Source organism: Streptomyces sp. NPDC002776, assembly GCF_053592195.1.
Genome location: NZ_JBSFVG010000026.1, coordinates 26083 through 50210, shown reverse-complemented (window position 1 = coordinate 50210; position 24128 = coordinate 26083). Strand labels below are relative to the sequence as shown.

Below are 24128 nucleotides of genomic sequence, written 5' to 3'. Positions count from 1 at the left end.
GAGTGGGGTAGGGCTGGTGGGTTCAGGACGTGTACTGGGTGGCGGTGACAGCCAGTCCGCGCAGCGCCCGGGACGCAGTCGGCGGCAAAGGGGACGCATCCAACACCCGCATGACCTGCTCATAACGTGACGTGATCATGCGTTCGGTACGGTGCCGCGCGCCGGTTTGCTCCAGGATGGCCCGCACCTCGGCCGCCCCGTGCTCGTCGAGATCAGCCCGGCCTACCAGGCGGCGCAGGCGACGCTGTTGCGCCGGGGTGGCCGCACGCAGACCCGCAGCGAGGAGAACGGTGCGCTTGCCCTCCCGCAGGTCTCCCAGGCCAGGCGTACACGCGCCGTCCGTGCTGCCGAAGACATCCAGCAGGTCGTCCCTGAGCTGGAACGCCTCTCCCAGAGGCAGCCCCAGCGCGGTGCACAGGTCCAAGGTGGTGTCATCGGCGCCGGCGACGGCGGCTCCCAGCTGCAAGGGACGCTCGACCGTCGCAGTGGCGGTCTTGTAACGGACGATCCGCAGCGCCGCGTCAATGTCGTCATCGGGACCGGTGCCCATCACGTCCAGGTACTGGCCATACATCACCTCCTCCAGCATCGCGTCGTACAGCCCGTGCACCGCCCGGCGCCGCTGGACGGACAGTTCGGCGGAGTGCAGCAACTCCTGCGCCCAGATCAGAGCGAGGTTGCCGACCAGAAGGGCACCGCCCGCCCCGAGCCGCTCCGCCCGCGAGGACGAACCAAGGCGCGTACGCAGCGCACGGTGCACGGCGGGGCGGCCTCGACGGGTGGCGGAATCGTCCATGATGTCGTCGTGGATCAGGGCGAACGCCACGAACAGCTCCAGCGACGCCGCCACCTTCAGGACCGCAGCCCTGTCCTCGCTCCCGCCCGCGGCATGCCAACCCACCACACACAACAGGGCCCGGATACGCTTGCCGCCCGCGGCCAGGAAATCCCGCAGAGTGTCCGCGACCTCCGGCGGATGGCTCCTGCCGAGCGCCGCGCGCGCCTTGTCCTCCAGGAAGTCCTCCAGCACCGCATCGACCTGCTCCCGCACAGCACTCAGATCGATCTCCCGAACGTCAAGCACACCCGAAGTCACCGGCCGGCCCTCCCGGCAAGACGCACCGGCGAACGGCCATGACTCACGGGCAACGGGACAATGCCGCCATTTCGGACCGATAGGGGGCGGCTGTCTTCGGATCCCGTCCGGCCATGCGGCCGGACCACCCGTTTGATCTTCATGCCTGATCAACGACCAAGGCGGCCCCAGAGCACGCCCTGACCACCATGGACCGTTCTGGACATCGCAGACCCCGGCGAGATCCCGCTTGCCCTGAGCAACCGCTTGACGCAGCAGAGCAGCCGGGTGCCCCGAAAGCGGGTCGGCGTCCTTGTCGGACCCGGCGCGCTTCGGCTCGCACAGTGTCCAGTCCACCAGGGCCGGAAGGGAGTTGGCGGGCACGTCCAAGGCCTGGCCGCCGGGGCAGGACGCCAGCACGGCCCCGGCGGTGTCGATGTCGACGACCACGAGCGGCCGTTCTGCGATGTTTCGTACCGGCGCGGCTGCCTGGTCGAAACCGCGGTGGGAAGCGTACAGGGGAGGCGATGCGCGGATGCGGAGTGAGTTCCTCCAGTACGCGGGGGGCGTACCCCTCCCGACCTCGAATGGGGGATCGCGGGTCCGGCCTGAGGCCGGAAAGATCACTTTCGCGTTGCCTGGTCTGCGCGCCTTGCGCCGTCCGCCCCTGCCGGCGTCGCCCGGCAAGACAGTGTGTGGTGCCTGCCCGAACCCGGCGACGGAATGATGAGTCCCGCAAGCAAGAGGGAGTTGTGCTGTGCCGCTGACAGCCGCCAACGTCGTGACCGAGATGGAAGCCGCGAGCAAGGCCGGAGACCCGCCCGCCGACCAGCTGGTGTCCGAAATGATCGACAACAGGGAGGTCGACGGGGTCAACCACCTGTTCCGCACCATCAACAAACTGGGGCCGGACCAGGACCTGAGCGGGCTGCCCGAGCGGCTCGCCCAGTTCCTGCGCGAGGCGCAGGCTCCGCCGCCGGGCTGGAGCGAGGCCGATGTCCGGGCGGCGGAGGGCTTCTTCGCTCACCACCACGGGGAAGCGTCCATGCTCCAGGGCACGGTCGGCCTCATCGGCACCTACCTTTCTCCTACCGGAGCCTTCACCCTGCGCTCCACGGGACGGCTGGGCGGCGTAGAGGGACCGGGCCGCCGACTGTCGCAGTCCTCGCGGCTGTTCATCGACATGGGCAAGGAAAACGCCCTGCGGGACCGCAGCCTGGCCGCGACCGTCACGAAGGTGCGCCTGGTCCACGCCTCCGTACGACAGCTGCACAAGAAGAGCGGCGAGTGGGACTACGCCAAGTGGGGAGAGCCGGTCTCCCAGAAGTACACCACCGGCGCCGCCTGCGTCTTCAGCGCCCAGATCCTCCAGGGCATGCAGAACCTGGGCCTGCACGTCGCCAAGGACGACGCCCACGGCTTCATGTGCGCGTGGCACTACATCAACCACTACCTCGGCACCCCGGAGAAGTGGCTCCTGCCCAAGAACGCCGACGAGGTCGAAGCGATCTGGAACGCCCAGCGCGACAAGGAGTGGAAAAAGACCGACGACGGCGTCTACATGACCGCCCAGGCCATCAAGTTCTACCGGGACCTCATCGGCCCCGGGGCCAGTGACGCCTACATCGCCCTGACCCGCGTCGCGCTCACCGACAAGTACGCCGACATGGCCGGCGTCCCGAAAAGCCCCCTCGACCTCGCCGGCAAGCCTCTGGCCGCCGGACACGGCCTCGCCAGCCATGCGCTGGGCGGCCTGGCCGGCGGCACCGCCAAGAAGACCGTCGGCGTGAACCCGTACAAGGAGATCCTCGGAGTCGCGTCCAAGGCCTTCAACCAGGTGGAGCGCTACGCCCTCACCCACGGCGAGGACGACCAGCCGCAGATGCATCAGGAACTGAACGACAACCGATGACCATGGCTTGCGGCTGAACGTGCAGAACGGCGAGGGCCTGACCGCTCGTGGTCCAGGCCTCGCCGCTTCAACGACGCGCCTCGATCTGTTCGCGGGCCCGAGTGGCGGAGATGAGCCCGGCCAGGGAGGTGCGGGTTTCCGTGAGTGCGGAGATCCGGTCGTCCAGGCCTTCAAGGTGTTCTTGGAGGGTCTCCAGCTTGCATCCGGCGACCGTGCCGTCTTCCCGGATGCACGGCTGCAGGTCGCGGATGACGCGGCTCGGCAGGCCGGCATCCAGCAGCGCTCGGATGCGGCGGACCATGGCGGGGGCGTTGTCGCCGTAGCGGCGGTGGCCGCTGTCGAGGCGGTGGGACTCCAGGAGGCCCTGCTCCTCGTAGTAGCGCAAGAGGCGGACTGAGGTGCCCGTAATGGCGGCGAGCTCGCCGATCTTCATGTGGTGCTCCTCACATCCCCTTGAACCTCACACTGGTGTGAGATCTTAGCGTGAGGCCATGACGAACACAGATCGCCCCATAGCCCTCTACGGATTCCTGCGCCCCAAGCCGGAGCGCGCGGACGAGGTCCGGCGCATCCTCTCCTCTTTCGTGGAACCCACCCGGCAAGAGCCCGGCAACCTGCAGTACCACCTCCACGAGCAGGAGGACGGCCGCTTCTTCCTGTACGAGGTCTGGCGCTCCCAGGAAGACCTGGACCGGCACAACGCGACGCCCCCGCTGCGCGCCTTCCTGGAGAACCTGTCGACCTTCCTGGAGGAATCGCCGGAGGGCTACTTCGACACCATGCTCAGCCCGTACCCCGAGGCAGAACCGGTCCCCGCCTGACGAAGCATCATCAGGGCGACAGCCTCGGCCCGAGCAGGGCTGCGATGCGCTTGAGAGGCTCGGCATCGAGCAGTTCATGGTGACCGCACCTGATGTCGTGCGAGGTCACCGACCCGGTGCAGTACGGCTGCCAGGCCGCGGGATTCGCCCCGCCGTTCTCCTCTCCCGTGGCACGGAAGAACATGACCTCGGTGCCGCCCCCGAGAACGGGCGGTCGGCCGACCCGCAGGAGCTCCACCGCGGACGCTGCCGCCGCGCGCACACCGGTGACGACCGTGTCGCCGAGGACGGCCAGGGAGGCGGGAGGCTCCCCCGTGGAGGAGAAGCCCAGGGTCCGCAGGACTTCGCCCTCTTCCTCGCCGGGTGGGTCCCAACCGTCCGTCGGCAGGTAGGTGTCCAGGAGGGCGAGGAGTTCCACCCGTTCGCCTTCCTCGGTCAGGCGGGCGGCGATCGCGTGGGCGAGCTGTCCGCCGAGGGACCAGCCCAGCAGCCGGTAGGGGCCGTCCCGCTGGACGGAGCGCATCGACTCCACGTGCCGGCGCACCACTTCGTCCGGCTTGAAAGGCCCCGGCCCCGGCTCCGCGAGGTCGGCCGCCTGGAGCCCGTACACCGGTAGGCCGGGGTCGAGGTGCGGGAGCAGGCGGGCGTACGGCCAGGCGAGGCCGCTCACCGCGTGGACGCAGAACAGCGGCCGCCGGTCCGCCCCCTGCCGTAGTGGCAGGAGCGGGCCGAGTCCGGCGTCCGGATGGTCGTCGCCGAGCCGTCGGGCCAGGGCCGTCACGGACGGTGCCTCGAACAGCGCGCGGACGGACAGCGCCGCTCCCGTCATCGCCCGGACCCTGCCGATGAGCCGGGTCGCGAGCAGGGAGTCCCCGCCGAGGTCGAAGAAGGACGCCCCGGGGTCCGGCGCGGGCACGCCGAGCGTCTCCGCGAAGAGCCGGCTCAGCATCTCCTCGCGAGGGTCGAGGGGCACCGCAGTGGCCCGGGGCGGAGGCGGCGGCGCGGGCAGGGCGGCACGGTCGAGCTTGCCGCTCGGCGTCAGCGGGATCCGCTCGGTCTGCACGAACACGGACGGCACGAGATAGTCGGGCAGCAGGGCGCGCGCATGGCGCCGCAAGTCACGGTGATCCAGGGTGAGTTCGGGCCGTACGGCGACGACGTGGGCGACCAGCCCGCGGCCCCCGGCGCGGTCGTCGCACACCGTCACGACGGCCCGCGCCACCAGGGGATGGCGCAGCAGCGCGGCCTCCGCGTCGGCGGGCTCCACCCGGTGCCCCCGGATCTTCACCTGGTCGTCCAGCCGCCCCAGGAACTCGATCGCGCCGTCCGCCCGGTATCGCACGCGGTCGCCGGTGCGGTACATGCGCTCACCCGGCTCGCCGAACGGGCAGGCCACGAAGCGCTCCGCGGTCCAGCCCGGCCGGCGCAGATAGCCGCGGGCCACGCCGGCGCCGGCCAGGTGGAGTTCGCCGGGCACGCCGACGGGCACCGGGTTCAGCCGCTCGTCCAGCACGTAGGCCCTGGTGTTGCGGATGGGGCGGCCGACGGGAGGCTCGCCTTCGGCGCTCCCGTCGCCGGCCTGCCAGGTCAGGGCGAAGACGGTGGTCTCGGTGGGGCCGTACACATTGGTCACCGCGCAGCCGGGTATGTGGCGGTGAATCTCCCGCAGCAGGGCGCCGGACAGCGGTTCGCCGCCCAAGTGGACGCGCCGCACCGCCAGTTCGCCGGTCAGGGCGGGCAGGAGGCTCGCCAGGGCGGTGGGCACCGTGGTCAGGAGGGTGCCGCGCCAGCCGTCGCGTTCGACGAGCGCCAGCAGGTCGTCGACCAGTTCCACGCAGCCGCCGAGCGCGAGCGGCAGGACGGTGTCCTCGATGTGCGCGTCGAAGGCGAAGGAGATCGACCCGAGGACCCGGGCGACCGAGTCGACGCCGAACTCGGCCTCGTACGCGCCGATCAGGTTCACGACACCGGCGTGTTCGACGACCACGCCTTTGGGTGTGCCCGTGGTGCCCGAGGTGTGGATGACGTAGGCCGCGTGGTGCGGGAGGATCGGCCCGCCCCGCTCACGGTCCGCGATCCGGGCCTGGTCGCGTGCCGCGAGGTCGCGGGCGGTGGCCGGGTCGTCGACGACGATCAGGGGGGCGCCGGGCGGCAGCAGGGACCGTTCGGCGTCGGCGGTCACGACGAGGCGGGGCCGCGCCTCGGCGAGGACCCGGGCCAGCCGGTCGGCGGGCTGGCGAGGGTCGAGGGGCAGATAGGCGGCCCCGGTCTTGAGTACGGCGAACAGGGCGACCAGGGCGTCAGGGGTGCGCGGCAGGAGCAGCGCGACGGTCGACTCGGGGCCTGCCCCCGCGTCGAGCAGGAGGCGGGCCAACTGGTTGGCCGCGGCGTCGAGTTCGGCGTACGTCGTCGTGCGTCCCGCGTGGACGATCGCCGGGGCTCGCGGGTTCCGGTCGGCCTGGGCCTCGATCAGGGCGGGCAGTGCGGTCGCGGGGGCGGGGGCGGCGGTGTCGTTCCACTCGACGAGGAGCCTGTGGCGCTCCTCCTCGGGGAGGAACGCCTCGTCGGCGAGGTCGTCGGCGTCACGGTGCGGGTCGTGCGCGATCAGCGTGAGGAGTCGCGCGAACCAGTCCGCGATCCGCTCCGCCCGGTCGCGGGTGAAGTGGGCGGGCTGGAACTCCAGCCGCACGCCGAGGGTGTCACCGGGCGTGCAGACGACGGACAGAGGGTAGTGGGTGGCGTCGAATCCGTCCGCGACGGTGCAGCGCACGCCGGCGTCGAGTGCCGCGTCATGCTCCCCGCCGCCCGCCGGATAGTTCTCGAAGGCCGTGGTGGTGTCGAACAGCGCCTGGTGGCCGGTGAGTCGGTGGATCTCGGAGAGTCCGAGGTGATGGTGCTCGAAGAGTTCGATCTGATCGTCCTGGACGCGTTCCAGCAGCTCCGGCAGCGATTCCCCGGCGCGTACGACGACTCTGGCGGGCAGGGTGTTCACGAGCAGTCCGACCAGGCTCTCCACGCCTTCCACGTCCGCCGCCCGGCCGGAGACGGTCATGCCGAACAGCACGTCGTCCCGGCCGGTCAGCCGGCGCAGGACGAGGCCCCAGGCCACCAGCACCACGGTGTTGAGGGTGACGCCGCAGTCGCGGGCGACACCGGTGAGGGCGGCGGACGTGGCAGGGGTCAGGGTGCGCAGGACCCGCTCCGGTACCGTTACAGCCCGTCCGGCCGCCTCCGGCGCGACCAGGGTCGGCCCGTCGACGCCCGCCAGTGCGACGCTCCATGCCTCCCGCGCCTCGTCGAGCCCGGTGTCGGTGAGCCAGTCCAGGTAGGAGGTGTAGGAGGGCGCCGGCGGCAGTTGCTCGGAGGCGGCCTCTCCTGGCCCGTACAGCCGCCACAGTTCGTCGACGACGAGGGAGGTGGACCAGCCGTCGAGGACCAGGTGATGGCTGGTCAGCGTGAGGCGCCAGCGACGGTCGTCGAGGCGGAGCAGCAGAAAGCGGATCAGGGGCGGGCGGGCGAGGTCGAAGCGCCGGGCGCGCTCCTCGCGGACGGCGTCCGCGGCCGCGTCGCTCTTCGCGTCCGGCGGCAGTCCGGTCAGGTCGGACAGCCACCAGTCCAGGGGCGGATCGGGGCTGATCAACTGCACCGGCTCCCCGGACGGCGCGGCGCGGAACCCGGCGCGCAGTCCGTCGTGACGGCGCTGCAGCGCACGGCAGGCCTCGCGCAGTCGTACGGCGTCGAGTTCTCCGTCGACTTCGAGGGTCAGCTGGGTGGTGTAGATGTCCTGCCCGTCCGCGTCGTACGCGGTGTGGAAGTACAGGCCGCGCTGGAGCGGTGCCAGGGGGAGCGCGTCCGGGGTGCCGGTGGCGGAGTGCCCGCTCATGCCGTCTCCTCCAGGTTTCGCAGGGCGGCGAACCACGTGTCGGCGAGCTCTTCCCCTTGTTCCCGGGTCAGCAGGCGGCGCGGGAAGGTCCAGGTCACATGGAGTTCGGGTCCGGCGCTGCCGTCGAGCGCCGCGGCGGAGATCTCCAGCAGGTGCGTGAGTGGCATCTCCGGGTCGCCGCCTCCCGCGAGGGCGGGGGCGTCGGCGGCCAGCGTCCAGTCCGCGTCGGGTGAACGCTCGAAGCGGCCCAGGTAGTTGAAGATGACCTGGCGGCGAGGCAACCGCGCGAGGGCGGGCGCGGCGTCGGGGTGGAGGTGGCGCAGGATACCGAAGCCGAGGCCCTTGTCGGGCATCGCGTCGAGTCTGCGCTGTACGGCGCCGGGGGTGTCGTCCGGTTCCAGTCGCACGGGGAAGAGGCTGGTGAACCAGCCGACCGTGTGCGACAGGTCGAGGTCCTCGGCGATCTCCTCACGGCCGTGGCCCTCGACGTCGATCAGGAAGGGGGCTTCGGCCGCCGTCGCCGGGTCGTCGCCGAAGTGCGCCGTGCGCCAGGTGCGCAGGGCCCGGCCGAGGGTGCTGAGCAGCACCGAGTTGACGCCGGTGCCGCGCGCGGCGGGGGCCTTGGTGAGCACGGCGGCCGTGGGGCCGGCGGGCAGGACCCGGGTGACGGTGATACGGCTGCGCATCACGTCCCGTGCCGGGTCGAGCGCGGCGGAGCGCAGGATGTCGTCGGTGTCTCGGGCGGCGCCGGTCCACAGGGGAAGTTCGGCGGTCCGCCGGGCGGCCTGCTCCTGGAGCAGGGTGCCCCATCGGGCGTAGGAGATGCCGGTGGGCTCGTCGAGGAGGGCGCCGGTGGCGAGGGCCCGCAGGTCGTGCAGCAGGACGCGCCAGGAGACTCCGTCCACGACGAGGTGGTTGACGACGAGGAGGAGGTGGCCGGTCCGGGTGTCCCCGGCGTCGAACCAGACGGCTTCGAGCATGTGCCCGTCCCTGGGTGCCAGACGCCCCGCGGCCGCTTCGGCGGCCTGGGTCACGGCGGCCTCGCGCTGGTCGGCGTCGAGGTCTCGGACGTCGATGCGCCGGACGTGCTCGCTGCCCCGTACCGTCCCGCGGGGCAAGACGTCGAGTGTCCACTCCGGTGTGCGCCCGAGGCGGATGCGGAGTGAGTCGTGCCGGTCGAGCAGGGACTGTACGAGCCCGGCGACGAAGGGGAGGTCCAGCGCTGCGGGGACGCGCACCAGCACGGACTGGTGGAAGGCGTCGACCGGGCCGCCCCGGTCGCGCTGCCACTGGATGATCGGGGTGAGGGGTACGGAGGCCGGGGGCGTGCCGGTGTCGGGCCGGTGGGCGCCGTCACGGTCACGCGCCTGCGGTGCCGCCTCGGGCGCCGGGTGTGCGGAGGTGCCGGGCGTGCGTTCGCGGGCGTGCGGGGCGAGTCCGGCGACGGTCTTGTGCCGGAAGATGTCCCTGGCGGAGACGGTGAGACCTCGTTTACGGGCTCCGGCGACCAGTCGGATGGAGAGGATGCTGTCCCCGCCGAGGTCGAAGAAGGAGTCGTCCAGCCCGACCTCGGGCACGCCCAGGATCTGTGCGAAGAGCTCGCGGAGCACGCGCTCGACCTCGTTGGCGGGTTCGCGGCGGGCCGTGACGGCCGACTCGGCCTGGGGTGCGTGGAGGGCGGCACGGTCCAGCTTGCCGTTCGGCGTCAGCGGCAGACCGTCTTCGAGGATCATCACCACCGACGGAACCATGTAGTCCGGCAACAGCTCCACCGCCCGCTCCCGCACACGCTCCGCCAGCCGTTCCGTCGATCCCGGGGCCGGTACGACGTGAGCCAACAGGCGGCCGTCGCGCACCGAGGCGACCGCCTGCGCGACACCGTCACATCCCGCCACCACCCCCTCCAGCTCACCGAGTTCCACCCGGAACCCACGCACCTTCACCTGCTGATCCGCCCGCCCGACGAACTCCAGCCCTCCGCTCGCCGTCCACCGCACGAGATCCCCGGTGCGGTACATCCGCTCCCCCGCACCCCCGAACGGACACGCCACAAAACGCCCCGCCGTCACACCCGGCGCACCCAGATACCCCCGCGCCACCCCGACCCCCGACACATACAACTCCCCCACCACACCCACCGGCACCAACCGAAGACCGGCGTCCAGCACGAACGCGCGGTATCCGTCCAGAGGGCCGCCGATGGGCGGGCGTGCGTGGTTGTCGTCGTCGATGCGGGCCGCGAGCGACCAGACGGTGGTCTCCGTGGGGCCGTACACATTGGTGACCTCGGCGGCGAGCGAGTGCAGCCGGCCGGCCAGGGCGGCGGGCAGGGCTTCGCCTCCGACGAGGACGCGCAGACCCACGACGGCCTCCGGGACTTCGGACACGAGCCCGGTCCACAGCGACGGGGTGGCCTGCAGGGCCGTGACGCCGTGCTCCCGGATCAGGTGGGCGAGCGCCCGGGGATCGCGTACGTCGTCCTGACCGGCCAGGACTACGGCCGCACCGTGCAGCAGCGGGAGCAGCAGTTCGAGCTGGGCGATGTCGAAGGAGACGGTGGTCGGGGCGAGCAGTCGGTCGTCCGGGCCCAGCGGCAGATGGCGTTCCATGGCCGTCAGCAGCCGGGCGAGATTGCCGTGGCTGACCGCGACGCCCTTGGGACGGCCGGTGGAGCCCGAGGTGTGGATGACGTAGGCCAGGCGCTCGTCGGCGCGGGCGGCGGGCGCGAGTTCGGCGGCCGACAGGTCGGCCGAGGACAGGCCCGGCGAGCAGGTGGCGTCGGTGAGGACGGTGACCGGTGAGACCTCGGCGAGGATCGACTCGGTGCGGGCCCGCGGGTGCCGGGGGTCGAGGGGGAGGTAGGCGGCGCCCGTCTTCAGGACGGCCAGGAGTGCGACGACGAGGTCAGCGGAGCGTTCCATCACGATCGCGACCAGCTGCTCGGGCCCCGCACCCGCGGCCAGCAGGTGACGGGCCAACTGGTTGGCCCGCTGGTCGAGTTCCCGGTACGACAGGCTTGTGGCGCCGAAAACGACGGCCGTGGCGTCAGGAGTGGCCGCGGCTCGGGCTTCGAACCGGTCCGTCACGGAGGCGGGCTCCACCGTCAGTCGCCGCCCGGCGCCGCGGGCCAGGAGGGCCGCGCGCTCGGCCGGCCCGAGGAGGTCCATCGTGCTGAGCGGACGCCGTGGGTCCGCGGTCACCTCGGTGACGAGGTGTTCCAGGCACCCTGCGAGCCGTCGCGCCGTCGCCTCCTCGAAGAGGTCCCGCGCGAACAGCAGCCGCCCTTCCAGGCCGCCCGCCCGCTCATGGACGTCGAAGAGCAGGTCGAAGTCGATCCGGTCGTCGCCCTCGATTTCCAGCAACTCCGTGTCCAGACCGCGGAACTGCCCCTGGGCGACCGCGTTGTTCTGCAGGCTCAGCATCACCTGGAACAGCGGATGCCGCCCCGCCGAACGCACCGGATTGACCGCCTCCACCACCCGCTCGAACGGCACATCCTGATGCTCCAACGCCCCCAGCACACCCGACCGCACCCGCCCCAGCAACTCACCGAACGACGGATCCCCCGACACATCCGACCGCACCACCACCGTGTTCACGAAACACCCGACCAACTCCTCCAATCCCACATCCGAACGCCCCGCCACGGGACTACCGACCACCACGTCCTCCCCCGCACCCGTCCGCGACAACACACCCGCCACCACCGCATGCAGCACCATGAACAGACTGGACCCGTGGTCACGGGCGAGCCGTTCGAGGGCGGCGCACCGCTCGGGCGGGATGTGCAGGCGTACGGAGCCCGCGCGGCCGGAGGCCAAGGCGGGCCGGGGCCGGTCCAGGGGCAGGGCCAGCTCCTCGGGCAGGTTCCTCAACGTCTCTCGCCAGAAGTCGAGCTGACGCTTCTCCAGGCCGTCCGCTTGCAGAAGTTCGCTCTGCCAGAGCGTGAAGTCGCGGTACTGGACGGGCAGTTCGGCCCACTCGAGAGCGGTGTCGGCCGCGCGGGCCGCGTAAGCCGAGGCGAGGTCCCCTACGAAGGGAGCGGCCGACCAGCCGTCGAAGGCGATATGGTGCACCGCCACCACCAGCACGTGCTCCGTGGGTCCGACGGCCAGCAGTTTCGCGCGCAGGGGCACCTCGCGCGTCAGGTCGAAGCCCGTAGCAGCGAACTCGGCGATACGGGTGCTCACTTCGTCGTCAGACACGGATTCCAGCTCCATGGCGGTTACGTCACCAGCCTCCAGAACCTGCTGGTGCGCCACTCCGCCGGTCACGGGAAGGACCGTGCGCAGGCTCTCGTGGCGGTGGACCACATCCCGCAGGGCCGCCCGCAGTGCCGGCACGTCCAGCTCTCCGGACAGCCGCAGGGCGGTGGTGATCACGCGCGTGTCCGTGCCTCCCGTGCCCTCTTCGAGCTGACCCTGGAACCAGAAGCGCAGTTGCGATGGGGATAGGGGAGCCTGCTCGGAGGGGGGACGCCGGGTGAGCGGCGGGCGCGTCTCGGCCGGGCCACCGCAGCGGGCGGCCAGACCGGCCGGCGTGGGCGCCTCGAACACCTCACGCAGGTCGACCTCCGCGCCGAGGGTCGCGCGGATTCGGCTGACGAGGCGTACGGCGAGGAGCGACTGGCCGCCGAGGGCGAAGAAGGAGTCGTCGACCCCGACGTCCGGCACGCGGAGGATGTCGGCGAACATCTCGCACAGCGCCTGCTCGACCTCGTTGACGGGTTCGCGACGGGTGGTGGCGGCCGACTCGGCCCGGGGTACGGGGAGGGCGGCGCGGTCCAGCTTGCCGTTCGGCGTCAGCGGCAGACCGTCTTCAAGGACCATCACCACCGACGGAACCATGTAGTCCGGCAGCAGCTCCACCGCCCGCTCCAGCACGCGTTCCGCCAACCGCTCCCCGGTCTCCGGCTCAGGCACTACATAGGCGAGCAACCGGCCGTCCCGCACCGAGGCGACCGCCTGCGCGACACCGTCACACCCCGCCACCACCCCCTCCACCTCACCGAGTTCCACCCGGAACCCACGCACCTTCACCTGCTGATCCGCCCGCCCGACGAACTCCAGCCCTCCGCTCGCCGCCCACCGCACGAGATCCCCGGTGCGGTACATCCGCTCCCCCGCACCCCCGAACGGACACGCCACAAAACGCCCCGCCGTCACACCCGGCGCACCCACATATCCGCGCGCCACCCCGACCCCCGACACATACAACTCCCCCACCACACCCACCGGCACCAACCGAAGACCGGCGTCCAGCACGAACACTCGGGAGCCGTCCATCGGACCGCCGATGGACGGCTTCTCGCCCTGGCCGAAGGAGGCGGTGGTGAGGTGCTCGTACGTCGTGAAGGTGGTGTTCTCCGTCGGACCGTAGCCGTTGGTGACGGTGATGTGCGGGAAGAGCCGCAGCGCCTCGGCCACGGCGGGGCCCGAGGCCTGCTCGCCGCCGATCCAGACGTGTTTGAGGGTGCCGAGGACAGAACTTCGCTCCGCGATGAGGGAGTTGAAGAGCGAGGTGGTGAAGAAGGCCGCGCTCACACCGTGGGTGTCTACCGCGCGCTCCAGTGCGGCGGCCGAAGTGTCCCGCGGTGGTACGACGACGACCGTGCCTCCGTTGAGCAGCGGCACCCACAGTTCGTAGGTCGACGCGTCGAAGGAGTGCGCCGAGTGCGCGAGGACGCGGGAGTGGTCCTGAGTCGTCCAGCAGGTGTCCGCCGCGAAGCCCAGGATGTTGCCGTGGGTCACGGCAACGCCCTTGGGGCGTCCGGTGGAGCCGGAGGTGTACATCACGTACGCGACCTGGTCGGCTCCGGCCACTGGGGCGGCGTACGGCGTCTCGGGCGCGTCGTCGGCCGCCGCGCCGAGCCGGGGTTCGTCGGCTCGGATGACGGGGAGAGTCGGTGCCGTGTCGCGCAGGGCCGCGCGAGTGTGCGTCGCGGTGTCGACCACCATGACGCGGGGTTTCGACTCCTTGAGCACCGCGCCGAGCCGGGAGTCGGGGCTGCGCAGGTCGAGGGGGAGGTAGGCGGCGCCGGTCTTCAGGACGGCCAGGAGTGCGACGACGAGGTCAGCGGAGCGTTCCATCGCGATCGCGACCAGCTGCTCGGGCCCGGCGCCCGCGGCCAGCAGGTGACGGCCCAACTGGTCGGCTTGCTGGTCGAGTTCGCGGTATGACAGCTCCCGTGTGCCGCACACCAGTGCCGTGGCGTCGGGTGTGCGGGCCACCTGTGCCGTGAAGCGGTGCACCACCGACCGGTCGAGGGGTGCCTGCGCGGTGCCGGTGCCCCGGGCGAGGACGGTCTCGCGCTCGGCGTGCCCCAGCAGGTCCACGGCGTTCAGGCGGAGTTCGGGGTCAGCGGCCACTTGGTCCACGAACCGTACGAAGCGGTGGGCCAGTCCTCGCGCCGTTTCGTCGTCGAAGAGGTCCCGTGCGAAGAGGAGCCGTCCCTCGATCTCCTCGCCCACCTGGCGGAAGTCGAAGAGCAGGTCGAAGTCGGTGGTGTCGGCGGGTGCCGGGTACTCCCAGTGTGTGTCCAGGCCCGGGAACTGGCCCTGGGCGACCGCGTTGTTCTGCAGGCTCAGCATCACCTGGAACAGCGGATGCCGCCCCGCCGAACGCACCGGATTGACCGCCTCCACCACCCGGTCGAACGGCACGTCCTGATGCTCCAATGCCCCCAGTACCGCCGCTCGCACTCGGCCCAGCAACTCACCGAACGACGGATCCCCCGACACATCCGACCGCACCACCACCGTGTTCACGAAACACCCGACCAGCTCCTCCAATCCCGCATCCGAGCGCCCCGCCACGGGACTACCGACCACCACGTCCTCTCCCGCACCCGTCCGCGACAACACACCCGCCACCACCGCATGCAGCACCATGAACAGACTGGACCGGTTGTGGCGGGCGACTGCGGACAGGGCGTACAGGGTGGGGGATCCGATGGTGAACTCGATCAGCCCGGCGGGGTGGGTGCCGGCTGTCCGGCCGGGGCGGTCGAAGGGCAGGGGCAGTTCGTCGGGCAGGACCTGGAGCGTGGTGCGCCAGAAGTCGAGTTGCCGCTTCTCGAAGCCCTCCGAAGCCAGCAGTTCCCGCTGCCACAGGGTGAAGTCGGCGTACTGCACCGGCAGTTCGTCATGGACGGGCGCGGTGCCGCGCAGCCGTGCCGTATAGGCGGTCGCCAGGTCGCGTACGAAGGGGCCGACCGACCAGCCGTCGAAGGCGATGTGGTGGACCGCCACCACCAGCACATGCTCCACCGGTCCGACGGTCAGCAGCTTCGCGCGGACCGGCAGCTCGTACGACAGGTCGAAGCGGCCCCCGCACACCGCGGCGATCGCGTCCGGCAGTCCCTCCGGGGTGACATCCGCGCGGCCCAGTACCAGGTCGCACGACCGGTCGGGGCCGAGCACGCGCTGGTGAGGTACTCCGTCGGTCACCGGGAAGACGGTGCGCAGGCTCTCGTGCCGGGCCACCACGTCACGCAGGGCCGCTTCCAGGGCGGCCGTGTCCAGCTCACCGGACAGGCGCAGCAGCACGGGGGCGGCCGGTGACGCGTGACGGTCACCGCCGTGCTCCTCCTGGAACCAGAAGCGGGCCTGGGAGAAAGACAGGGGGATCATGCTGCGCTCGACCTCCGGACTCGGTGGGTGGCTGTGCCGGCGCCGGGCTGGTCGGCACTGGAAACCGCGCGGAGGTCGCCGATCCGGCGCAGTCCGGCGAGCACGGCCTTGGTGTCGACGCCGAAGTCGATCAGGCAGGCGATCTCGTCGACTCCCGCGGCGCGCACGGCGTCGACCGTGCGACGGGCGTCGTCGACGGTTCCGAACAGGCCCCGCTGGTCGAAGTACGTCTCGAAGGAACGGGTGAGGAGGAAGTCGATGTCCTCGTCGTCCAGGGAGTCCAGGTCGAAGTCGGGGTCGGCCTCGGTGAACGAACGGGTCACCAGGTGAATGGAGCTTCTGAGGTAGTCACGCAGGGGCTCGCGCACGGTGTCCCTGGCCTCGGCGCGGGTCTCGGCGAGGTAGGTGTGGAGCATCAGGACGACATGGCCGTCCCAGCCGTCGTGAGTGCGGCGGGCCGTCCGGCGGTACTCGGCGATCTTCTCGGCCAGCTCGTCGAGGCTCTGGTGGAGCAGATGCGTCACCACCCCGGCGCGGGCCCGGGCCGCGGCGCGGAAGGTGTCGACCTCGCCCGCACTCGTCACCCAGACCGGCAGCTCCGGCTGAACGGGCGGGGGAAAGACGCGGACGGTGGTGGGCGCTCCGTTGCCGTCGGTCACGTCGAGCGGTTCACCGCGCCACAGCCGTCGTACCTCTTCGAGGCGCTGCAGCAGCACCGTCTTGCGGTCGGCGTACGCGGCGTGGCCGAGGGCGAAGTCGGCGGGATGCCAGCCGGAGGCGAAGGAGACGCCCACGCGTCCGCCGGAGAGGTTGTCCACCACGGACCATTCCTCGGCGATACGGGCGGGGTGGTGGAGGGGCGCGACGACGCTTCCGGCGCGGATGGCGATGTGGTGCGTCGCGGTGGCGAGCGCGGCGCCCGTCACCGCCGGGTTGGGGTAGAGCCCGCCGAAGGGGTGGAAGTGGCGTTCGGGCGTCCATACGGCCGTGAAGCCGTTGCGGTCGGCGAACCGAGCTCCCTCCAGCAGCAGTTCGTACCGTCCGCGGGGGTCGCCGGTCGGCGTGCCGGCGCTGTCGTCGGCGAAGTAGAAGAGACTGAAGTCCATGGCGGGGGTCCCCTGTCGGTCGGTTGCGGTCCGGTTCACGCCGGGCGAGCCTCAGTCGGGGCGGCGCATGCGCCGCAGTGGTGGCCGGGAGGTGGGCGCGCCGTCCAGGTGCGGCGCGAGATCGGCCACCCTTGGCGCGTCGAACAGCGTGCCCACTGCGATGTCGATCCCCAGGTCGGCGCGGATGCGGCTGACCAGGCGGGTGGCGAGCAGCGAGTGGCCGCCGAGGTCGAAGAAGCTCTCGTCGGTGCCGACCTGGTCGAGGCCGAGCAGGTCCGCGTACATCGCGCACAGGGCCTTCTCGCGGTCCGTGCGCGGAGGGCGCGGGGCCGTCGGACCGTCGGGCCGCGCGGTGGGCGGGGCGGGCAGGGCCGCCCGGTCGGTCTTGCCGTGCGGGGTGAGCGGGAGCCGGTCCATGACCACCACGGCCGACGGCATCATGAAGTCCGGCAGGAACGCGGCGGCTTGGCGGCGTACCGACGCGCGCAGGCGGTGCTCGTCGGCCGCGGTGCGCGGTGTGCCGACGTACGCCGCGAGGTCGCCGTCCGCCGTGCCGCGCACCGGGGGTTCGGGGGTGGGGCCGCCCTCGGTGAACTCGGCGTCGAAGCAGGTGTCGTCCGTGGCGGAGGACCAGCGCAGCGCGACGCCGTAACCGAGATCCTCGCCGAGTCGGGCGAGGTGTTCGGGGTCGGCGGTGGCGCGGCGCGGGCGGCCCGGGTCGTGGACGAAGCCGGTCAGCCGGGCGTTGGGCACGCCGGTGACCGTGAAGCGCGTGGGCCGCCGGGTGCGCGCGAAGCGTGCGACGGCGTCCGGGGTGCGGGCGTCGACGCCCCAGCGCAGTACGGGTCCGGTGTCAGGTTGGTCCGGGGCCGCGCCCGTGCCCAGGACCACGTCGTACCGCAGAGCGGTCAGTTCGTTGATCCGCTCGCCGCGCTTCAGCCGCACGTCACAGGTGGTGAACCGGCCGGAGTGGGCTGCGTGGACGGCGAAGTAGTCGGGGTCGACGAGGAGTTCCGGTACGTCTTGTACGCCGCCGAGGCGGACGCGGTCGCGCAGGCGGAGGTTTCTGACGTCGCCGACGAAGAGCCGCCCGCCGGGGGCCAGGGCCTGCCCGGCCACGTCGAGCACGCGGGAGAGGTAGGCGCCGCTCGGGAAGTACTGCACCACGGAGTTGAGGACGACCACGCCGAAGTGGCCCGCGGGGATGCCCGTGGGGTCGTGCGCGGTCTGCTGCCGCAGCACCACCCGGCCCTCGGGCAGCCCGAGCCGGTCCACCCGTGGGCGCAGCCGTCGGATCGCCGCGGCGGAGAAGTCGAGTCCCCAGTACTCGGCGGTGTGCGGGGCGAGTTCGGTGAGGAGCAGACCGGCGCCGACGCCGATCTCCAGCACGCGTGTGGGGCGCAACTCCAGGAGGCGGCGGACGGTGGCGTCCCGCCACTCCCGCATGTCCTCGACCGGGAGGGGGGTGCCGTCACGGCTGTCGTGCCAGCCGGAGAAGTCGTCCTCGCCGGGGTCCGCGACGGGCCCCGCGTAAACGGCGTCGTGGACCTGACGCCAGTCCTCGACGCGTCCGCGCTCGCCGCTGTCCGGGCCGGCCGGGGTCTCGGGGACCACGTACGCCACGATCCGGCGCTCGCCCCGGCGGTCCTCGCGCAGCACGACCGCGGCCTGGGCCACCCCGTCGGTGGCGGCGACGCGGGCCTCGACCTCGCCCAACTCGACGCGGTGGCCGCGCAGTTTGACCTGGTCGTCGACGCGTCCGACGAACTCCAGCCGTCCGTCCGAGGTCCGGCGCGCCAGGTCTCCGGTGCGGTAGGCGCGGGTTCCCGGCGGTCCGAAGGGGTCGGCGACGAAGCGTTCCGCGGTCGGGCCGGGGCGGCCGCGGTAGCCGCGCGCGAGGCCGGCGCCGGCGATGTACAGCTCGCCGGTTTCGCCCGCAGGGACGGGCCGCAGCAGGTCGTCCAGGACGTGTACGCGTGTGCCGCGCACGGGGTCGCCGATGGGCGGGACGTTCCCGTCGGGGCGCAGTGCCTCGCTCATCGTGGCGCAGACGGTCGTCTCGGTGGGGCCGTAGCCGTTGATCAGTGTGCGGCCCCGCGACCAGCGTGCGGCGAGTTCAGCTCCGCAGGCCTCGCCCGCGACCACGAGGGTGGTGACGCCGGGCAGGGCCTCGGGCGACAGGGCGCCCAGGACGGCGGGTGGCACGGTCAGATGGCTGATCGCGTGCTCGTCGGCGAGCCGGGCCAGCTCGCGGCCGGGCAGCAACCGGGCCGCCGGGGCCAGGACGAGGGCGGCACCGGCCGTGAGGGTCATGCCCAGTTCCCAGAAGAAGGCGTCGAAGCCGGGCGAGGCGAACTGGAGGACCCGGCTGCCGCTGTCCACGTTCAGGGTGGCCGCCTGGTGGGCGACGAGGTTGGCGTACCCGGCCCGGGTGACGGCGACCGGTTTGGGGGTGCCCGTGGAGCCGGACGTGTAGATCACGTAGGCGAGATGGTCGGGGCGCGGGCGTCGTGCGGGGTAGGGGCCGGTGTCGGGGCGTGCGGGGGCTTCCCCGTCGTCGTTCTGGACGTCCATCCGGGACACCGACGGTGTGTCCGGCAGGCTGATGTGCGCGGCGGTCAGCAGCAGCGCCGGACGCGCGTCGGTGAGGATGTGGGCGATGCGGGCGGCGGGGTAGCGGGGGTCGACCGGCAGGAACGCGGCTCCGGTCTTCCACACCGCGAGCACCGCGACGATCAGTTCGGCGGACCTGTCCAGGGCAGCCGCGACGACGTCGTCGGGGCCGGTCCCGCGCGCGGCGAGGCGGCGGGCGAGCCGGTCGGCGCGGGTGTCGAGTTCGCCGTAGGTCATCCGCTGCCCCTCGAAGCGCAGGGCGATGGCGTCGGGGGCGACGAGCGCCCGTTCCTCGAACAGGTCGAGAGCGGGGCGGGGTTCGGGGAGCACGGGTGCCGCGGGGCGGTCCGGGTGGCGGCGGACGTCGTCCAGGAAGCGCGTCAACGTGTCGTCGGGCGGGCCGTCGGTCATCGGATTCCTCGCGTGGGCAGGGGGCGTCGCGTCCGGCCCGGGTGGGCCGTATGGCTCGTGTAGCGTGAACTCCTCTGTCTGCCAACGCAGTTGAGGGCGTTCCGCACACCATGACCGCTGAGGGAAGACCGCTCGTCGACGCAGCCGCGGGCACGGCAGGGCGCGGCCTGTTCGGCCATCGGGACTTCCGGCTGCTGCTGATCGGCGAGACGACCAGCAGGTTCGGCACGAGCGTCACGTCGGTGCTGCTTCCGCTCACCGCGGTCGTGACGCTGGACGCCTCTCCCGCCCTGGTCGGACTGCTGACGGCCGCGCCGTGGCTGCCGTGGCTGGTGGTCGGGCTGCCGGCCGGAGCCTGGGTGGACCAGTGGCCCCGGCGCCGGGTCATGCATGTGTGCAACCTGGTCTCGGCGGCGCTGTTCACGAGTGTCCCGGCCGCCTGGTGGCTGGACGCGCTCACCGTCTGGCAGCTGCTCGCGGTGGCCTTTCTCACCGGCACGGCCTCGGTGTTCTTCTCGACCGCGTACTCCAGCTACCTGCCGATTCTCGTGGGCAGGTCCCAACTCCTGGAGGGCAACGCGAAGTTGCAGGGCGGTGAGCATCTGGCCCGGATCGCCGGACCGGGTGCGGGCGGGCTGCTCGCGCAGCTGCTCGGCACGGTCCCGGGGCTGCTGCTGGACTCCGTCTCGTTCATCGTGTCGTCGTGGTGTCTGCGCGGCATACGGGCCGAGGAGCCGCGGCGTGCCGGTGGCCGGGCGCGGCTGCGCAAGGAGATGTCCGCGGGGCTGCGCTTCATCGGCCGTGATCCGCTGCTGCGGGCGGTCATCGGGTTCGGCGCGGCGGCCAATCTCGCCATGGCCGGTTACGAGGCAACGTACATCGTGTTCCTGGTCCGCTCGGTGGGGCTCGGTGCGGGCACGGTGGGGCTGCTCGGCTCCTGTGGCGCGGTCGGCGGGGTGCTCGGGGTGGTGTGCGCGCGCCGGATGGCGCGTGGGCTGGGCACGGCCCGCGCCCTCGTGGCCGCCCAACTCGGTTCCTCTGTCTTCGGGTTGCTGATCCCCCTCACGGCGCCGGGGCCGCGGCTCGCGCTGTTCGTGATCGGCTCGACGGTGACGATGGCCGGGCTCGTGGCCTGCAACGTGATCATCGTGAGCTTCCGCCAGTCGTACTGCCCGGAGGAGTTGCTCGGCCGTGTCACCTCCACGGCGCTGCTGATCAACTTCAGCACGATTCCGCTGGGGGCCGTCGCCGCCGGGGCGCTGAACTCCGCCGTGGGACCGCGTCCGACGATGTGGATCGTCGCCGGGGCTTTGGTGGCGGCGGTCCTTCCGCTGCTGTCGCGTCCCTTGCGCGGTCTGCGCGACCTGCCCGGGGCCGGGGCCGGTGCCGAGGCCCGCTGAGGGTCCTGCCATCGGTTCCATGGGCGTCGTTCACCTCCCGTCCCTGTCCGTGTATGCCGCTGCCGGGCGGACCCGGCGTGGACGGGCACCGGCAGTCGGGCCGTGTCCACGTCCGTGTCCTCCCTCAGGTGCTCTCGTCCCGTCGGCCGGCCGCGCTCACCGGGGCCGTGCGTTCGGCCACCGCGCCGGCCGATCCCCGGCCGACGGGGACGTCCGTGAGGAGCCAGGACCGGTCGGTGCCGGCGGGTTCGGTGCCGGTGCCGACATAGCAGGACGCCGGGGACTCGGCGAGGCCGACACCGAGTCCTTTGAGGTAGGCCTCCTTTCTGACCCAGGCCCGGGCGAAGGCGCGTGGGCGGGCGGTCGGGGGAAGCAGGGCGAGTTCGTCGCGTTCGCGCGGGTGCAGGGCCTCGGCGGCCTCGGCCACTGCGGCCGGTGAGGGCACGGCCTCGACGTCCACGCCGACCGGGACGGCCGCGAAGGCGAGCAGTCCGAGACCGCCGCTGTGGCTGAGCGAGTAGTGCAGCGGGTCCCCCACCACCCCGGGCCGCCCGTGCGGTCCGCCGCACAGCGGGCACGCCCACCGGGTCAGCGGCACGCGCGCCGGCTCCGCGCCCAGATAGGCGCCGAGCAGCAGGCGAAGCCCCAGGTGGGTGGCGAGGTAGCACTCCCGGTCCGTCGGCACGCGCAGGGCCGCGGCTCTGGCGCGTTCCTGCGCGTCGAGCACCTGGGGCGCCGCCCGCACGACCGCCGCACGGTGCCGTTCGGCGTGCAGCAGCCAGATGTGCGCGGGCCCGCCCGCCGCCGGCGGGGTGAGCCGCCGGCCGGTGACCGCCGCCGGGTCGAACGCGCGGACCTGTGTGGGGTCGCGCAGCGTGCCGGTGGCGTACGGCATGGCTCAGGCCGCAGCCGTCGCGGCGGTCCGGACGGTCTCCTCCATACGGCTGCCCTGGCGCATCCGGAAGCGCAGCCGCAGTCCCTCGCCGGTCCGCTCGGCCTTCACGGTGCGCTCGGCGGTCCAGCCGAGGGCGCGGAACTCGCCTTCGCCCAGGTGCACCAGCGCCGCCCTGGGCTCGTCGTCGACCTCCAGAACGAGTCGGCCGCCGTCGAGTTGGAGCCGGGCCTGCCGGTCGGGCCTACTGTCGTCGGCCAGTTCCTCGGGCTCGCCGTAGAGGAAGGCGTCGGGGATGGCGAACGTGCTGCGGAACTCGGCCAGTTCATCCTCGGTCAGCGGGATCTCGGGGCTGTTGAGCAGCACCTCGGACCAGCGGATCCGGTCGCGGAACTCGGCCGGGAACAGCTCCAGCAGTTCGGCGTTGACATAGGCGTCGATGACGAGGTGGACGCGGCGCTCGGAGCCGCCGTTGCGCACCGAGTGCAGGCGGGAGAAGTCACCGAACCACAAGGTGCCGGGCTGCCAGGTGTGGGGCTGCCCGTCGAGGGTGAGGACGGCTTCGGAGTTGGTGACGAACGGTATGTGCAGCCGCACCCAGCCGGCCGCGAGCCCGTACGGCTGGTCGCGGTGCTCGTCGACCTCGGCGCCCACGCCGAGCGACATCAGCCGTACGGCGCGCAGTTCGGTGGGCAGGCTGTCCAGGATGGACCGGATGTAGGGGGTCTTCTCCAGCCACGGGGTGGCGGCGTACTCGACGAGGCCGAGGCCGCCGGGGTCGGTGCGGTCGGCGCGGCCGTCGGGGCTGCGCAGCGGCAGCACCCGCCAGTCGAGGACGGTGTCCTCACTGGGTTCCAGGCTCTCGCCGTAGGTACGCTGGGCCGCCCACTGGGTGCGTTCCAGGACGGCGAGTTCCGCCAGCAGCCGCTCGACGTCGAAGTCACCCTTCAGGCGTGCGGCGCTCAGGTTGCCACTGCTCATGATGTGTCTCTTTCCTCTCGTGTTCTTCGGAGGTGTGCTCTTGCGCGGTGTGCTCTCGGGCGGTGGAAGGGACTGGCTCAGGGTGCGGGGACCTTGTGGTTGTCGGGCTCGGGGGTGACCGCGGGCGGTGGCCGGTCGTCGAGTTCGCGCCAGTGGGGGCGCAGGGCGGGCAGCACGGTGCTGCCGAGATAGAGGGCGGCGCAGCCGATCAGGACGGGGCCGAGGCCCGCCAGGGTGACGAGGAAACCGGCGAGGATGGGGCCGAGCGGAACGCCGGCGGAGCCGACGGAGTCGGTGAGCGCGGAGACCCGGCCCAGCAGGGGGCGCGGGATGCGCTCCATCATCACGGCGTTGAGGATCGGATTGACGAAGCCGATGGCCAGTCCGTCCACGACGGCTACGGCGAGGACCGTCCACAGCGGCAGGTCGAAGACCAGCACCAGGAAGCGGGGCGGCCCGGCGAGGAGGAAGGCGATGACGTACGTCGGCCGGCGTCGCAGCCGGTGCGCGAGCGCGGTGGCGAGTGCGGAGCCGCCGACCGCGGCGATGCCGAACACCGAGCCCAGGGCACCGATCGCGGCCGGGCCGCCGCCGGTCTCCTCCGCCCAGACCGGGATGAGCAGGGAGCCGTACGCCGCGTCGATGAGGTTGGTGACGCTCAGCATGACGGCGATGGACCGCAGCAGCCGGTCCTGGCGCAGGAACCGCAGCCCGGCGCGGAGCCGTTCGAGGTAGCTCTCCTCCTCGGGCGCCGTGTCGGTGGACTCCGCGGGCGCGGGGCCGCGGCCGGACCCGGTGGCGGCGATGATCAGGGCGGAGACCAGGAAGGTGACGGCGTTGACCGCGAGGGCCCACATCGGGTCGAAGAAGGCGACCACGGCGCCGCCGGCGGCGGGCCCGGCGGTGCCGGCGAGCCGTTCCAGGGTGCCCACCATGCCGCTCACCCGCTCCAGCGGCATACCGACCGCCTCGGCGGTCTCCGGGGTGAGGGTCCGCTTGGCCACGTCGCCGGGCCCGCGGGCCAGCCCGAGCAGAGTGGCCAGCGCCAGCAGCAGTCCGTACGGCAGGACGCCCAGCCAGTGGCAGAGCGGAACCGTCGCGACCACCGCGGCGCTGGCCAGGTCGGCGGCGACGCTGAACCTGCGCGCCCCGAACCGGTCGATCAAGGGCCCCGCCAGTGCCTTGCCCAGGACGAGCGGCACCGCCTCGGCGAAGACGACGAGTCCCGTCAGTGACGCGCTGCCGGAGGTGACGAGCACCAGCCAGGGCAGGGCGATCATGGTCAGCCGGGTGCCGAACAGCGAGACCGTGTAGGCGCTCAGCAGTCCGTACAGCGAGACTCGGGAGGCTGGGGATGTCCGCATCGGGGCGGGGCCTTTCCGGAAGGGGCTCAATGGGCGGCG

12 protein-coding genes are annotated in these 24128 nt (G+C 72.1%); 3 read left to right on the top strand and 9 right to left on the bottom strand.

The features are described from left to right. Positions 1–22 precede the first annotated feature (22 nt). Positions 23–1525, bottom strand: a complete 1503-nt coding sequence (locus ACWD11_RS32810) for a polyprenyl synthetase family protein (RefSeq protein WP_451287462.1) — start codon at positions 1523–1525, stop codon at positions 23–25. A gap of 307 nt (positions 1526–1832) precedes the next feature. Between ACWD11_RS32810 and ACWD11_RS32805 the strand changes: the two genes are divergently transcribed. After that, the gene (locus tag ACWD11_RS32805; protein ID WP_451287460.1) at positions 1833–2987 is read left to right on the top strand and encodes an oxygenase MpaB family protein; all 1155 of its coding nucleotides are present in this window, start codon (positions 1833–1835) and stop codon (positions 2985–2987) included. 67 nt (positions 2988–3054) lie between these two features. On the opposite strand, the gene ACWD11_RS32800 is transcribed toward ACWD11_RS32805, so the two are convergent. Next, positions 3055–3420 (bottom strand): MerR family transcriptional regulator, encoded by a 366-nt coding sequence (locus ACWD11_RS32800; protein WP_389420934.1) that lies wholly within the window; start codon positions 3418–3420, stop codon positions 3055–3057. A 58-nt stretch (positions 3421–3478) separates the two neighbouring features. Here ACWD11_RS32800 and ACWD11_RS32795 point away from each other — a divergent pair, with 58 nt between their 5' ends. After that, positions 3479–3808, top strand: a complete 330-nt coding sequence (locus ACWD11_RS32795; protein WP_389420935.1) for a putative quinol monooxygenase — start codon at positions 3479–3481, stop codon at positions 3806–3808. Between the two features lie 10 nt (positions 3809–3818). Here the strand turns inward: ACWD11_RS32795 and ACWD11_RS32790 are convergent, their stop codons facing one another. The 4 genes from ACWD11_RS32790 to ACWD11_RS32775 are packed head-to-tail and all read right to left on the bottom strand — an operon-like array spanning position 3819 to position 19452. Next, a complete protein-coding gene (locus ACWD11_RS32790; protein WP_451287457.1) occupies positions 3819–7691 on the bottom strand; it encodes an amino acid adenylation domain-containing protein in 3873 nt (1290 codons plus the stop codon). Further along, the gene (locus tag ACWD11_RS32785) at positions 7688–15322 is read right to left on the bottom strand and encodes an amino acid adenylation domain-containing protein (protein ID WP_451287455.1); all 7635 of its coding nucleotides are present in this window, start codon (positions 15320–15322) and stop codon (positions 7688–7690) included. The genes ACWD11_RS32790 and ACWD11_RS32785 overlap by 4 nt, the downstream gene beginning before the upstream one ends. After that, on the bottom strand, positions 15319–16428 hold the full coding sequence (locus ACWD11_RS32780; RefSeq protein ID WP_451287453.1) for a MupA/Atu3671 family FMN-dependent luciferase-like monooxygenase: 1110 nt from the start codon (positions 16426–16428) through the stop codon (positions 15319–15321). Before ACWD11_RS32780 ends, ACWD11_RS32785 begins: the two co-directional genes overlap by 4 nt. Positions 16429–16479: 51 nt before the next feature. Further along, positions 16480–19452, bottom strand: a complete 2973-nt coding sequence (locus ACWD11_RS32775) for an amino acid adenylation domain-containing protein (protein WP_451287451.1) — start codon at positions 19450–19452, stop codon at positions 16480–16482. A gap of 110 nt (positions 19453–19562) precedes the next feature. Here ACWD11_RS32775 and ACWD11_RS32770 point away from each other — a divergent pair, with 110 nt between their 5' ends. After that, entirely contained in the window at positions 19563–20852 is a 1290-nt protein-coding gene (locus tag ACWD11_RS32770) for an MFS transporter (RefSeq protein ID WP_451287449.1), read from the top strand. Between the two features lie 124 nt (positions 20853–20976). On the opposite strand, the gene ACWD11_RS32765 is transcribed toward ACWD11_RS32770, so the two are convergent. From ACWD11_RS32765 to ACWD11_RS32755, 3 genes are all read right to left on the bottom strand, one after another. After that, positions 20977–21747, bottom strand: a complete 771-nt coding sequence (locus tag ACWD11_RS32765) for a 4'-phosphopantetheinyl transferase family protein (protein ID WP_451287447.1) — start codon at positions 21745–21747, stop codon at positions 20977–20979. A 3-nt stretch (positions 21748–21750) separates the two neighbouring features. Continuing rightward, the gene (locus ACWD11_RS32760; RefSeq protein ID WP_389420942.1) at positions 21751–22725 is read right to left on the bottom strand and encodes an aspartyl/asparaginyl beta-hydroxylase domain-containing protein; all 975 of its coding nucleotides are present in this window, start codon (positions 22723–22725) and stop codon (positions 21751–21753) included. Positions 22726–22802: 77 nt separating this feature from the next. Then, positions 22803–24089, bottom strand: coding sequence for an MFS transporter (locus tag ACWD11_RS32755; RefSeq protein WP_389420943.1), 1287 nt, complete (start codon positions 24087–24089; stop codon positions 22803–22805). Positions 24090–24128 lie beyond the last annotated feature (39 nt).

Coding starts and splice junctions, on each gene's coding strand:
- ACWD11_RS32780 (WP_451287453.1), bottom strand. CDS start 16,428: ATGGACTTCAGTCTCTTCTACTTCGCCGACGACAGCGCCGGCACGCCG.
- ACWD11_RS32770 (WP_451287449.1), top strand. CDS start 19,563: ATGACCGCTGAGGGAAGACCGCTCGTCGACGCAGCCGCGGGCACGGCA.
- ACWD11_RS32790 (WP_451287457.1), bottom strand. CDS start 7,691: ATGAGCGGGCACTCCGCCACCGGCACCCCGGACGCGCTCCCCCTGGCA.
- ACWD11_RS32760 (WP_389420942.1), bottom strand. CDS start 22,725: ATGAGCAGTGGCAACCTGAGCGCCGCACGCCTGAAGGGTGACTTCGAC.
- ACWD11_RS32800 (WP_389420934.1), bottom strand. CDS start 3,420: ATGAAGATCGGCGAGCTCGCCGCCATTACGGGCACCTCAGTCCGCCTC.
- ACWD11_RS32755 (WP_389420943.1), bottom strand. CDS start 24,089: ATGCGGACATCCCCAGCCTCCCGAGTCTCGCTGTACGGACTGCTGAGC.
- ACWD11_RS32775 (WP_451287451.1), bottom strand. CDS start 19,452: ATGACCGACGGCCCGCCCGACGACACGTTGACGCGCTTCCTGGACGAC.
- ACWD11_RS32765 (WP_451287447.1), bottom strand. CDS start 21,747: ATGCCGTACGCCACCGGCACGCTGCGCGACCCCACACAGGTCCGCGCG.
- ACWD11_RS32785 (WP_451287455.1), bottom strand. CDS start 15,322: ATGATCCCCCTGTCTTTCTCCCAGGCCCGCTTCTGGTTCCAGGAGGAG.
- ACWD11_RS32795 (WP_389420935.1), top strand. CDS start 3,479: ATGACGAACACAGATCGCCCCATAGCCCTCTACGGATTCCTGCGCCCC.